The 13879-nt window shown below is 43.2% G+C and carries 9 protein-coding genes and 4 pseudogenes; 8 read left to right on the forward strand and 5 right to left on the reverse strand.

The genetic code is table 11. The features are described 5' to 3' along the window. The first annotated feature begins 56 nt into the window (after positions 1–56). Positions 57–416 (forward strand): YgiW/YdeI family stress tolerance OB fold protein, encoded by a 360-nt coding sequence (locus tag B7360_RS01555; RefSeq protein ID WP_085342594.1) that lies wholly within the window; start codon positions 57–59, stop codon positions 414–416. Between the two features lie 60 nt (positions 417–476). Continuing rightward, entirely contained in the window at positions 477–662 is a 186-nt protein-coding gene (locus B7360_RS01560) for a hypothetical protein (protein ID WP_085342595.1), read from the forward strand. Between the two features lie 347 nt (positions 663–1009). On the opposite strand, the gene B7360_RS01565 is transcribed toward B7360_RS01560, so the two are convergent. Continuing rightward, complete coding sequence (locus tag B7360_RS01565) at positions 1010–2647, reverse strand: methyl-accepting chemotaxis protein (RefSeq protein ID WP_085342596.1); 1638 nt, start codon at positions 2645–2647, stop codon at positions 1010–1012. A gap of 384 nt (positions 2648–3031) precedes the next feature. On the opposite strand from B7360_RS01565, the pseudogene B7360_RS01570 reads away from it, so the two are divergent. From B7360_RS01570 to B7360_RS01580, 3 genes and pseudogenes are all read left to right on the forward strand, one after another. Further along, positions 3032–4152 (forward strand): annotated as a pseudogene (locus B7360_RS01570) (ISAs1 family transposase). Between the two features lie 197 nt (positions 4153–4349). Then, entirely contained in the window at positions 4350–7238 is a 2889-nt protein-coding gene (locus tag B7360_RS01575) for an Ig-like domain-containing protein (RefSeq protein ID WP_085342597.1), read from the forward strand. Between the two features lie 138 nt (positions 7239–7376). Continuing rightward, positions 7377–7997, forward strand: a complete 621-nt coding sequence (locus tag B7360_RS01580) for a cytochrome b (protein ID WP_085342598.1) — start codon at positions 7377–7379, stop codon at positions 7995–7997. A gap of 735 nt (positions 7998–8732) precedes the next feature. Here the strand turns inward: B7360_RS01580 and B7360_RS24965 are convergent. Next, positions 8733–8963, reverse strand: a complete 231-nt coding sequence (locus B7360_RS24965) for a hypothetical protein (protein ID WP_164673205.1) — start codon at positions 8961–8963, stop codon at positions 8733–8735. 406 nt (positions 8964–9369) lie between these two features. Between B7360_RS24965 and B7360_RS01590 the strand changes: the two are divergent. After that, positions 9370–9537 (forward strand): annotated as a pseudogene (locus B7360_RS01590) (transposase); the annotation flags it as partial. Between the two features lie 69 nt (positions 9538–9606). Here the strand turns inward: B7360_RS01590 and B7360_RS01595 are convergent. Together B7360_RS01595 and B7360_RS01600 are read right to left on the reverse strand one after the other, a co-directional pair. Continuing rightward, a complete protein-coding gene (locus tag B7360_RS01595; RefSeq protein ID WP_216819527.1) occupies positions 9607–10155 on the reverse strand; it encodes a hypothetical protein in 549 nt (182 codons plus the stop codon). A gap of 319 nt (positions 10156–10474) precedes the next feature. Further along, positions 10475–10689: pseudogene (locus B7360_RS01600) on the reverse strand (transposase); the annotation flags it as partial. A 148-nt stretch (positions 10690–10837) separates the two neighbouring features. On the opposite strand from B7360_RS01600, the pseudogene B7360_RS25195 reads away from it, so the two are divergent. Beyond that, positions 10838–11524: pseudogene (locus tag B7360_RS25195) on the forward strand (transposase). A gap of 670 nt (positions 11525–12194) precedes the next feature. Continuing rightward, complete coding sequence (locus B7360_RS01610; protein ID WP_085342601.1) at positions 12195–13082, forward strand: IS982 family transposase; 888 nt, start codon at positions 12195–12197, stop codon at positions 13080–13082. A 16-nt stretch (positions 13083–13098) separates the two neighbouring features. Here B7360_RS01610 and B7360_RS01615 read toward each other — a convergent pair whose 3' ends face one another. Beyond that, positions 13099–13788 carry a carbonic anhydrase family protein gene (locus B7360_RS01615; RefSeq protein WP_254048112.1) on the reverse strand — a complete coding sequence of 230 codons (690 nt, stop codon included), beginning with the start codon at positions 13786–13788 and terminating at the stop codon, positions 13099–13101. Between the last annotated feature and the right edge of the window lie 91 nt (positions 13789–13879).

Below are 13879 nucleotides of genomic sequence, written 5' to 3' on the forward strand. Positions count from 1 at the left end.
AATCAGACTTTGTCATAGTCACCCTGTACTTAATTATTACCTATGGGATGACAATAATGAAAAAAACACTTACGGCTTCAGCTCTACTTCTTGTTTCTGGCTTGGCTATGGCGAACCCTCAAAAATTTTCAGGTGGCTTCAACGGCCCAATGGCACAAGCCAGCACTACAGTGGCTCAAGCATTAGAAGCACGTGATGAATCTGTGGTGCAATTGACGGGTAACATTACCCACATTGTGGGCGAGGAAGAGTATCAGTTCAGTGATGGCATGCATAACATTGTGATAGAAATTGATGATGATCAATGGAATGGCCTCACTGTTACCCCTGAAGATAAAGTGACAATTGTGGGTGAAGTCGAAAAAGACTGGTCAGAAGTCAAAGTTGAAGTGAGCCGTATTCAAGCGGCTGGCTAATATCCGTCGGGTTGAATCCCTGGCACTCCCTCTCACGTTAATGATAATAAAGGAAACCCTATGTCACTTTTCAAAAAAGTCAGCGACAAACTGAAAGCGGAAGACATCGAGAGCCGTTTAACTATTGCCGAAAAAATCGCTACTTCAAGCTTCTTGAAAGCCGATTCAAAGATTAAGTTTATCGAGAAATACGCAGATATTGATGAAGCGCACATCGATAAAGAAAAGCTCGATAAGACGAGCTAGTTTTTCCGACGCTTTAGTATTAAAAACTCCTCCCATGAGGGAGGAGTTTGGTTAGGTGATGCCAGTCCTTGAACAGCGAAATATTGATGTGGCAAGCCTTAAGCGGTATATTTACCTCTAGCGGGCGAATGGGCTAATCAAAATGTAGAGCAATTAGGTTCATTTACTAAGCAACAACAAAGCCTCACCTAGATAGTAAGATTAGAAATGCGAATACGGCCTAATCGTCCAACTTCTTGACCAATAGAATATCACCTTCTGGTTGATGGAGGTCAAACCTAACTGCAAAAAAGCGTAGGTTGATCCGATATCTGAATTTTGAAATCAAGGCTAGAATACCTAACAATTTACAACTTAAAGAAAGCAAGTTGGGCTTTTTGCTTCTCGGCAAGTTGCGAAAGCTCAGCACTCGCGCTGGCAATCTGGCTAATACCAGTGACATTTTGGTTCACGAGCTCAGAAATGTTAACCACGTTACGATTAATATCACGTGTCACTTGTGACTGCTGCTCTGCTGCAGTAGCAACCTGAGTATTAGAATCATTAATATCCGAAACCGATTCTGAGATGCCAACCAACGCATCACATACACGCTTGGTCAGTTCACTATTATGAGCCAACATCTCAATCGTAGTTTGCATACTGTCATTGGCTAAAACAGATTGATTTTGTAAGTCCTCGATAATCACGCCAATTTCCTTAGTCGAACTTTCTGTACGTCCAGCGAGCATACGAACTTCATCGGCTACTACAGCAAAGCCGCGCCCCATTTCACCAGCGCGAGCCGCTTCAATCGCCGCATTCAACGCTAATAAATTGGTTTGCTCAGAGACATTACGAATGACTGCTATAACATCATTAATTTTCTCTGATTGATCCTTCAAACGTTGTACTAAGCTTGCCGCATGGTTCAATGCCTCCGACATTTGTACACTCGCTTGAACACTCTCTTGAGACGTCGCTAAACCAGATTTTGCTAACTCATCAGCCATACGAGCCGTCGAATCAGCGGCGGAGGCATTATCACTGACATTATCTGCCGTGCTCGACAACTCATTCACTGCGGAAGCCACTTGTTCAATTTCAGACAATTCTTGCTGTGCATTTGATTCCGCTTGAGTCATCACCGCCGCCAATTCTGTTGATGCCGATGCCACTTCTTCACTGATTCGATTCAAATGTTCAACCATGCTATATAGCTGGGACGCGGTAGTATTGACATCCTGACTGAGGATTGAAAGTTCGTTTTTACCTTCAACCGTTGCTCGAACTGTTAAATTACCCTGAGCCAACTCTCGCATAACACCTTGAAGCTGTTGGATAGGCGCTACGATCATTTTTGAGAGAACCCAAGCAATAATTGTTGATACACCTAGGATAAATAAAACTTCTATAGTTGCTACCTTTACAGTTGAAACGTCGTCTGCTTCAATCTGTGCAAACGTAGCTTGACCAGCTTTGTGAGCATCTTTAGTCAAATTACCAACCTCTTTGATTATATTTTGACCAGCCTCCCTTAGATCTGATAAAGACGACGCATAATCATCACTCGTTATAGAAGCTTGCTCATGTTGCATAACAATGTCTAACATTTTTGTTGCTATCATCACATATGAATCTACAGAGCTAAGTACTAGATCACTATGAGCATCACTTCCATAGAGTGAGTCTCTTTGTAAAGATACGAGTTGTCTCTCAATTTCCTTTTTGCTTTCAATTAAATTGGGGACAAGTTGCTTTCGGTGACTAGGATTATTAATCAATGTATTCAATGTATCAATCCGCATATTGTTCACCGTTTCAGATATATCTACTAATGATGCATCCATTGCTAAAACAGAGTCAGTTGCGGCTCTCCCTTTTACGTTGTTAGCTTGTATATTGTTAATTGCGATTGATAAAGCAACTAACAATGCCAGTGCTAGAATTAAAATGGGTAACAGAATCTGAACTCGGATAGAGAAATTTTTTAATACGAATTGCATACATTATACGCCTCTAAAATTAAGATGATTTTTTTAAAATAAAACGAACAGCTCAAAGGTAATGAATGTTAAGTCTTAGTTTACGAATCTTCCTAGTTAAAACTTATAAAAAACTCTAATTTATACATGGATTGCCCCCTGAACAATTCTCGCTTACCAAGAAACTCCTTAATTAAAGTCAGAACTACGACACTTCCCCATGGTTTTGTTGCGTAATTGAATTTAGAGATAGAACCAACCCGTTTCGCGTGTTTTTTAGTCAACACAACAAGTTTCAGGCATACCTAACCAGGGTGAGATCGCGAACATTTTTTACCCAAACTCATGATCGATTTGACGATCACATTTAGCTGTGATCATATACTCCCTTTTCGGGAGAGCGCCATGCACATTGACCACTTTAAAGAACATTTCCAAACGATTATTGACCAACGCCAAAGTGCAAAAGTGACTTATTACCTGTTTGAAGTCCTTTTGGGCTCATTATGTGCGGTGATAGCGGGCGCAAAAGGTTGGTATGATATCCGCGAATACATTCTCGGGTACCATGATTGGTTTAAGCGAAATGGCCTCTTTGTGAACGGCATTCCTGTTGATGACACAATTGCTCGCATAATATCGACGATTGAACCAGAGTCGTTTCATGGGTGCTTCATCAACTGGATGTCGTCAATACATACTCTTACCCAAGGTCAAGTCGTTGCGATAGACGGCAAAACACTTCGAGGCTCATACAATCGTGAAGATAGGTCGAGCACTATCCATATGATCAGTGCTTATGCATCATCAAATAAACTCGTGTGGGACAGTTAAAAACAGAGCAGAAGAGTAATGAAATAACGGCCATTCCTGAGCTGATAAAGATGCTTGATATCAAGGGAGCCCTAGTCACCATTGATGCAATGGCTTGTCAGACTAATATAGCCAAAGCCATTGCAGAGCAAGGTGGCGATTATTTGCTGGCAGTTAAGAGCAATCAAGGAAAACTCCGACAAGCGCTGGAAAAAGCGTTCTCATCTCAGCGAGCAAATGTGGCAGATACTATCAGCCTTGAACAGGTGCATGGACGTATATAGTCTCGCCAGTGCTATGTATTTGCAAGTACCAAACTTGATGATGAATTCTCTCGCTGGAAAGGGTTGAAGAGCATTGTCATGGTTGAAAACTTCCGCTTTGAGAAAGGCAAATCTGTTGAGCTAGAGTACCGTTATTACATTAGTTCCAAAGCGCTTAGTGCAGAACAAGCTGCATTGGCAGTCAGAGACCACTGGGGCATAGAGTCAATGTACTGGGTGCTTGATGTCACTAAGAATGAAGATGCTTGCCAGATATACAAAGGCCATGGTGCAGAAAATCTGTCTTGCTTACGCCATATGAGTTTGAATATGCTTCGAGCGGAGCCAACCAAGCTAAGCTTTTTCGGTAAACAAAAGCGATGCATGATGAGCACAACCATGCTAGAGGCGGTATTAAGGGCTGGTTTTAGTCATGTGGTGAAAATGTAGGCGCTCATGCGGTCGCCCTGGGGGGGGGTATTCGCTGTGAAAGATAAAGTTTGATATTTATCCCAGAAGTAAGTAGGAATTTTTGCCTTGGTTATTTTTATTTATAAATTAAGTGTACTTGCAAAAAATAATTGAACCGTTAATTGCAGGTCTTTGTGCAGTACCTAAATAATTAATATAAGACTAAGGACTTAATTATGTATCTAAGAAAGAGCAGTGCTACGCAGACAAACTCCATTGGTTATCGCACGTTAGGGTTAACAATGCTTTGTTCTGGTTTGTTGTTGAATCCGATTTCACAAGCCATGGCAGCGGAATTCAGCACCGATGCGGTTGCACAATCAGAAAGCGAATACTGGAGCACCTATAAGTTAGACATCAAAAACACTGGCTCAGACAGCGCAGACATGCGTGAGGCGGTGATTGAGTTCGTACTGCCTGTCGCAATTAACGACATTGGTTGGGCATCAAATCACCTTTCATACCCATCATGGGAGATTGCTCATACAACACAAGCTGACGGCGTGTTGAACGCTGTAATACTCAAACTCCCAGTAGGATCTTGGGTAGACAGTGAGCTGGCATCTGGTGAGTCGGCGGCGTTAACCATCTCTTTTGGCGGCGAACTGAAGGATCTTAATGCGTTTGAAGATTCCGTGGTGGTGAAAGTCGATGGTGAAGTTGTTCCTTCACCAGAGTTCTCATTGGATATCTTAGCGCCGGCACAAAACTCTGTGGTTTACACTGGCTCGAATGTAGACATCATCACGAGCGTAGAAGGTGAAGGTGCAAGCAAGCTAGAGTTCTGGGTCAACAATACTAAGCTGGCAGAACAACCTGTAGTAGACGGAACGACCGAGTATCAACAAGCTTGGCTACCAGCGGAACTTGGCGCCGCTTCAATTGCTGTCATGGCGTTCAACGAGAGTGGCGAAAAGCTGACTGAACAATCTGTACAAGTCACGGTTGAATCAGAATCTACCGCGCCAAATCCTCCTGTGATTGAGTTTATCTCGCCAGATGCAGGCTCTTCTCACCAAAAAGGTGACACGATTTCGATCTCAGCCAATGTTACCGATGCGGATGATGACTTAGCGACGGTTAAGTTCTTCGCTAACGATGCTGAAGTATGTCAGTTAGACGCGAAAACGACACAAGATTTCTCTTGTGATTGGACTGCACAAACCGCGGGTTCAGCAACGCTTCGCGCAGAAGCCCAAGATGACGAACAACATGTTACTCGCAAGAGCCTAACCATTACTGTGACGGACACGGGCACCAGTTGTGGCGATGTTCCTCAATACGAAGATGGCGTGCCATACAAGGTGGGTGATGAAGTTACCAATATCGGCAACATCTATTCATGTACCGTAGCCGGTTGGTGTGGAAACCCGGTTTGGACGCCGGGAACAGGTCACCCAGATTATCCAGATGCGTGGAAAGACGCGTGGGACGAAGTAGGGCAATGTGATCCTAACCCAGTTCCAGTGGTGGATGTTCAATCTCCTCAAGATGGACAAAAAATTGCACCAAACCAAGCGTTCGATGTGATTGTCGATGCGACTGACGATACTGAAGTTGCTCGCGTTGAAGCTCAGTTGAATGGTCAAGTGGTGGCAACATCAAGCACTCCATCACAAGGCGATACCTACACCATTACAGTTCCTGCACAAGACGAAGGCCAATACACGCTAACCGTGGTCGCTTACGATGACCAAGGTGCAAGTGCAGAAGCCGCACCAATTTCTCTGGCGATCACCGATAAAGACTTGGTGGTTTCGCTGTCTTCTCCTGTTGATGGTTCGAGCTACTTTGAAGGTCGTGCGATTTCAATCAAAGCAGACGCGAAGAGCTACGAAGGTGATATTACTTCAGTAAGCTTTATCGCAAATGGTAATGAGCTATTCAAAGACACTGAAGCACCATACGAATACGAATGGCTAGGTGCACAGAAGGGCGCTTACGCGATCACGGCTAAAGCGGTTAACACAGCAAGCCAAGAGCAAACTTCGGCAACGTCTAACATTACGGTGAAAGAAAGCACTGGCGGCGGTGGTTTAGTTGATAACCCAGATCGCTCTATCAGTTACCTAACATCTTGGGGCTTGAATGATTACGAGCAGTTGTTCAATTCAGAGGGTGATGGTTACCTATTGTCATTTGGTAAGTGGGACGCGAGCGGCAACATTACGATCTCCGATGGCATGCTAACGCCACCTGATTACAATCCGGATTGGATGCCAACGCAGTACCTAGCTTGGTCAACACTTAAGCATGACAATGAAAACGTAACTATGATGGTGGCGTTCGGTGGTCAAACGTACGAAAGCATTTGGTCAGCGATCAGCACACCGCAAAGCCGTGAAGCGGTCGCAACTGGATTGGTTGATTTGGTACATACGCCATTCCCTGTGTACAAAAAGAATCTGACACCAGAAGAGATGGAAGGTGAATGTCTTGCATCCAAACCTGATGGTAGCTGTGATTACAGTAAGTACCAGTTAGCAGGCTACGTGCACATTGACGGTCTAGATTTTGACTTCGAGAAAGCCGCTCGAATCACAGACAAAGAGAACCAAGATCTGACTGCTCTGATCAAACTGATCCGTGAGAAAGTAGGCAATACAAAGATTCTGTCTCTGACGACTTACCACGTGGGTGCAGACCCAGTTGAGTGTATGGATGCGAGTGTATTCGAAAATTGTTCTTACATTGAACCATCAGGCCGTTCATCTCACCACGGTGAAGTGATCGATTTGCTGAAAGCAACCAAGAACGACTTCGATTTCTTCAACGTAATGACATATGACGCAGGTCGAAACTTCCTCTACGACGTCGCGATGGCGAACTATGCTGAATATATTGGAGACAAGTCGAAGATTGTTTTAGGTAACACGATCAACAGCCAATGGGCGCCAGGTGGCAACTTTGTTGAAACGCGTCAAAACAACCTAGACCGTGCTAAATGGCAGAAAGATAACGGTTACGGTGGTTTCTTTATGTGGACGCTAGGTTCAAACAACCAAGGTTTGAGTATGGCCGAACAAGTTGACTACTTTAACGACATGATCAGTGTAAGCAAGTAGTACTCACCTCATCTTGTAATCTACTTGAACGACGGAAGGCTCTCATGCCTTCCGTTATTTCTTCAATCTTCATCATGGGAACGCCTCTCGGTCGCCGTATTCCCATGAACATTCCAATTGAAATTCAGTGGTGACAATATGTCAAAACTAGATTCTGGTGAGCACCAGAAAGCGATTCCGCACCCCCCAAATAAGGCATTCAAACCTAAAAATGACTCATCCCAACGCGAAAGCAATACCTTACAACACTATGACGCGTTCAGTAAATGGTTACATTGGATAATGGCGGTGATCATCATCTACGCTACCATTGCTGGTTATGGCATGTTGTTTGTGATGGATATGCCGCAACTGTTTCATGCGTTGTCGACGCTCAATATGTCATTCGCGACCATTGCATCCGTGTTGTTAATCGTACGTTGGGGTTGGTCATTCTTTCGAAAGACACCAGAGCTACCTAGCACGCAGAAAAGCATGGCTAAATTGGCTCATGGCACCATCTATCTTGTAATGTTTGTTGTCTTTGTCAGTGGCTTTTTGATGCTTAAGCACGAGTACCCATTCTTTTGGCTGTTTACCATTCCAAACCCAATTTCTAATACCGAAGTGAATGAGTTTTTCTTTATGGTCCATCGCGTTGGTTGTGCCACATTAGCGACGCTGGTGGCTTTGTACGTTGCGGCGGCATTGAAACATCACTTCGTGAGTAAGAATGATGTGTTAAGAAGCATGGCACTGACTACGTCGAAGCAAAATTGATAATAGATAAATCGGCGCTTTAACGCACATTGAATAGAGAGGTTCATACCACAAGAAAGAAGGTTTGGTGAGCCTCCAAGCCTTTGTTTCGCGTTATCAAGCAGTTCTTGGCTAAATAACTACTTTTTACAAGTGAGATTCAAAGTGAGTGAATCTCGGTCTGAAATCTTAATGCCACTAACCGTTTCTGATAGGTCGCTAAGTTTTCAGTTAGGGTGCCAGGATCTGAAACGCCAATAATGACAGGCGCACTAAAGCTAAGCATCGCCAGCATTGAATATCACAACGGGGAATTCTACCGACTCAGTGCTAACAGGTTCGCTTCTCAGTCGTCGTTGGAAGCATCCAGAACACAATAGGGTGCTCCTGTTGGTCCTTATGGCATTTGATTTTACATAGATAAGGTTGGTTATTAAGAAATCCAACCGATACAATTCGTATTGGATTATTCATCTGGTTAACTATCGTAATGTTTGGCCAAAGAAACGCATCAACGCTACCAAGCGTCATAGAAATCAAATCGCTGGTTATTTGTTTAGCTGAAGGTCTGTATTACGGCAAGCTTTCTCGCTCAAGGCAAGCTGGAGTATCCCGACGGATAGGATGCATATGGTGATTGCGTAGATCCAAAACGCAATAGATATGAATGTGCTAAATGAAATACTCATGTTTCTTTTACTGTGTGCTGGTGGTTTTGTATTGAGATACCGGCTTTTGCTATAGTCGGTATTTAGTTTACTGAAAGTGACGCACTTCGAACCGTCTAACCTTGGATTCCTCAAGGATTGCTGTTAGTCGGTCTAAGCGCCATTCCCTTGGCTTATCGTCGCGCTTGTAGCGCACTGAGTAGGCTTTTAGGTCATCGGTAGTGCTATAGATGGCAAACAGAGAAAAACCGCCGCTCGCTTGCTGCTGAGCGACGACACTGAGCTGGTGGCCATGTTCCACCAACCGTTTTATACCCAAGTAACCTCGAGATGCTAGGTTCAGCGAGAATGACTTGGTTTGTAGACGCGGCGGCGATTTAAAGGTCTAGTGGGTCTAAATCAAGAATCGGCAACAAAGTATACAAGCTAAGGCAGCTCGCCCTTTGGGAGCGTGTCATTGACTCGATTGCTGCGTCAAACAACTTGGAAAGAGCTGGCTATTACGCTGCGTTGTTTTCCTTGCTCTCGAATCAATGACAACGCTCTGAATCCTGCATCTTGAAGTCACTTGGGTATAACTCATATAATTTAATCGGTGTAATCTTTGCCATGAGTATATCTACCCATATATTTTTTTACGCTACGATTAGCTCATCATTAATTCTTAGAACCTATCTCAATAGGTATTGTCTGAGTTAAATCGACACATATTGAAAACACTGTAAATGAGTTCAACGCAATACCTAATCTCCGATGCTCTTTGGGAAAAAATTAAGCCTCTTCTGCCTATCCACAAGACGAACCACCCTCTCGGCACAGATCGAAAGAGAGTTGATAATCGTTATGCCACGAACGGAATCCTTTTTGTTCTCAGGACAGGTTATCAATGGAATCCATAGGGTACAGTGTTGAGAGGTCAACTTCTTAAATTGGAAAAATTAAGATACAAACGGATTTTAGTATTAACCTTGCTCTGATGAGAGCACTGATGTTTTGAGTAATTCATAGAGTGTAGGACCGTTTTCACCTAGGTTTTGTTTCCACGTCTCTGAGAGTTGGTCAAGTATGAGGCATAGCGCCAATCCCTTTTCATAAGACATTCTTCGTTCGAGTAAATGGTGATTGTTACTGCTAATCATCCAATTAAAATAGTCATTAAATGAGAGAACAGTGTCATTTGCGGCAGGAACAAACATTTCATCATAGTGTAGGAGAAAGGGTTTGAGCTCTACGTATGTTGCTGTTCCTTCCATTGTTTCACTGTTCGTCTCCGCGACGAGTTGGGGCCATTGCTGATAGCGTTTTTCTCTAATCGCAACCCAGTCTCGCAGCGTGCTTTTTAATACGTTTTTGTCTGATAAATTGTCTAACGCTTGGTCAAGTAGCGTCATTTCGCGCGCGAGTAGCTGATAGTGTTCATGGCTATGTGGGTATTGTTCGATAAATTCATTACCATTTTGATCATAATTCCATCTTTTTTGGTGATACAAGTGGAATGCTTCATGAGACATGAATTGTGAGAATCCTACACCTTTATTGTCATTAATGAGGAAAGACCTTTCAGAATAATAAAACACTAATGCGTCTTTATCATCAATTGTTGTGTTTGTGAAGTTAGCAATAAATCGCCATAATAGCGTGCTTAAATCATACCAGCGTGTGCTGTAGAGGTTGCTAATATTATGGTATGGCGAGATGTCGACTTTTTTTAGCCAAGCGCTATTGTAGTTGTCTGGTTTATTGACGATAAATATTGTGCTGTATATATTCCACTTTTTTTTACTCACCAATATTATAGGGTGCTCCTGTAATACATACTGTTTGTNTGAATTAACTTGAAGGTGCAGCCTTGAGAACCTGAAAATTGTCATTAATTCGAGGTGTCAAAGAGCCTGCGACCTCTGGAAGAGTCACAGCAAAAAATTGGTCTATTGCCGCCTTGAAGTCCCGTTTTCTTTGAAGTAAACGTTGTTCCTCGACTTCTCATTCATTACTTTCCATAGCCGCTCTATGGAGTTTAGGTATGGACTGTAATGTGGAAGATACTTTTGTTTATAGTGTCGGGTGAACTGCGTCGATAAAAACTATCGATTCATCCTTGCCACAGCTTGCCTTTAGCGCTGAGCTGCCTAAACATCCGCCTCAGATAAGTACATGTGGGCCTTGTTAGGAGGCTCACCCACCTAGCAAAGTGTGTTGTTCCACTACGAGCCTACTCGTAGTGGCGATTTCCCTATGGATTTACTTGGAGGCTTCGAAGGCTACCTGCAAACCGATGATTGTGCGGGGTAAAATGCTGCCTATAAGAAATATGGCTTAACGTATGTAGGCCGTATGGAGCATGCTCGCCGCATGTTCGTGGATGCGCATAAAGCACAACCGAAAGGTAAAAACGTTAAAGTAAGTAAAGCGGGTGTCGCGCTTAACAACATCAACAAGCTCTACCGTGTTGAGCGGCAGTCTGCTGACCTAAGGGAAAAGCAGCCAAAGATAGCAATTGAAGATATCGTGGCCTACCTCCAAGGACCCAGTGGCCCACTCTTAGATGAGTTGAAAGCGTTCTTGGAAAAGAGCCTCTGCAAGTGCCCCAAAGATAGCTTAACCTACAAGGTCATCAACCATACGCTCAATCAATGGTCGAAAATGGTGGTTTACGCATTTCACCACGAGCTGCGTATCATTTACATCATGGCTGAAAATGCTATCCGTCCGTTCGTGGTAGGTCGTAAGGCTTGGCTGTTCGCTGATATCTCACAAGGTGTCAAAGCGAGTGCAGCCTGCTATAGCTTGGTTGAAACCGCCAAGTTGAAAGGGCTGGAACCCTATAGCTACCTACATCCCCTTCTTACTCAACTATTATACGCTGAAATCCTTGAGTAAATAGAAGCACTACTACCTTGGAACTTGGCTAGAGACTAAATCGTTGTGGTTGGACGATTAGTTACGCTGAGTAATGAGCGCTTACTCTTTAAGCATAGGTTTTAAGTATTTAATGAGGATATCATGACTTTGCATCGGCACGTGGTGATTTGTCGTTGATACTTTACTGAGTAAGTGGAGCTGAGGATGAGCGACGGTATCGTGAAGGTTGGTAGTGGTCAAAATCTCGTTTGATTTGTATCGCTGTGTTTGGTTGTTTTAGACATGGGAAATGGACCCCCGTATAGAAGAAGTATTCGAAGGTTGGTATCCTGAACTGAAAGCCGCTTAGTGACTAAGTATGCTTATGCTTTCATATTTGACTGGTCTGATATTCGTGAACACAAGCGATTGATAGTGTTACGGGCATCTATTGCACTTTATGGCCGCTCTGCCACTCTCTCATAGAAAGGATTTTAAGAGCTAACTTATTTATTTAGAAAAAGGCTTCATTTATGTTCAAGTAATCGTCGCTAAACAAATCTGCCTCAACCTTAAAAGCCTTGACGAACGAAGCCTTTGGTCTATCAACTAATTAACCTGAACTCGGGATAAAAATAGAAGTGAACTAAAAGCTGGTTCTGCGATCAGATCTTTCGACCAAGAGAGAACAATCGCAAAGGAACCAGCTATGCACAAACTAGTAGACTTATTTTGCCATGTCGATGACTTCTGTCAGGCTTTTCTACCTCAATGGCAAAAACTTCAACTTGAACACGGTGAACGTAAACGAAAGCGCAAAGGACGTATGTCTGAAAGTGAAATAATGACCATCATTATTGCTTTTCATATGTCGCACCAACGTGATTTTAAGAATTTCTATCTTGGCATTATTCACCGATACCACAAAAGCGAATTTCCTACGCTACTGAGCTATACCCGCTTTCTGGAGGTGATGCCCTCGGTGCTTGTTCCTTTAAGCTCTTTCTTCACTCATGTAAAAGGAGAGCCGACAGGTATTGAATTTATTGACTCTACTAGCATCAAAGTCTGCCACAACTTACGCATCCCAAGGCATAAAGTGTTCAAAGGAACAGCTGCACGAGGCAAAGGTACCATCGGTTGGTTCTACGGTTTTAAACTTCACATCATTACAAATCATCTTGGTGACATTGTTGCGGCCAAACTTACGCCAGCAAATACTGATGATAGAAAACCTGTTCGTGAATTATCAAAAGGGCTGCTCGACAAGCTTTATGCAGACAAAGGCTATATCAGTAAAGCGCTAACTGAAGACTTAAAAGAAGATGGTATTACGCTGATAACAACGCACCGAAAGAACATGAAACCCAAAGTCCTAGCCGCTTGGGATCGTGCGATGCTATCGAAGCGATTCATTATTGAAACGATAAATGACCAGCTGAAGAACATATCTCAGATAGAGCATTCTCGCCATCGTAGCTTGCATGGGTTCATGTTGAACTTGCTTGGAGGCTTAATCGCTTACTGCTTAAAGCCAGAAAAGCCATCACTCAACATCACCAATACTGAAAAGTCTGGTTTGATGGCGATGGCTTAAACCGATCTCAGGTTAATTAGATAAACTCAACTCTTCCTGTTGAGATATCGTACATTGCTCCAACTAATTTGATAGCTCCTAATTTTTCTAGATCTTCTAAAGTAGAGCTATTTTTACGAATATCTTCTAAAGTGAGCATCACGTTTGTTCGAGCGACTGCATCAACAAAATCATAGTTATCCGCATCGCGCTTGCCTAGATAAGTTGTTTTGCCTATTGCGGGTTTTATTTTGTCTAAAAGGCCTGTCAGGTTGCCAAGTTTTGCGTTTGCAATTGCCCCTTTGACAGCTCCACATTTTGTATGACCAAGAACGAGTACCACTTTTGCTCCCGCAACGGCACAAGCGAACTCCATACTCCCTAAAATATCTGTATTTGATATATTACCTGCTACTCGGCTATTAAATACATCACCAATGCCCGTATCTAAGATAATTTCTGCTGGAGCTCTGGAATCGATACAACTTAAAAGGACCGCTGCAGGGTACTGTCCATCTTTACTGCTTCGTTTTTGTGCTTTGTAGTCGTGATTGAATGGTTTGCTGTTTACGAATCGGTCGTTTCCTTTTTTCAGAAAAGAGATGACATCATCGGGACTCATTGCATCACGCTCACTCTGACTTAATGACGCAGCATAAGTGACCGATGGGGTTAGAAACGCAGCTGTTCCACCAAGAGCTAATAGACTTGCTCCAGCAACATACAAGTGGTCAAGTAAAACTGGCCACAGTTTTATAAGGGAACCAGAACTGTCGTTCTGACTCATTTGGTGTTAATCCACCGTTATATTGATGTGG

Origin of the sequence: Vibrio sp. ArtGut-C1, assembly GCF_002105475.1 — a bacterium.
GTDB lineage: Bacteria > Pseudomonadota > Gammaproteobacteria > Enterobacterales > Vibrionaceae > Vibrio > Vibrio diabolicus.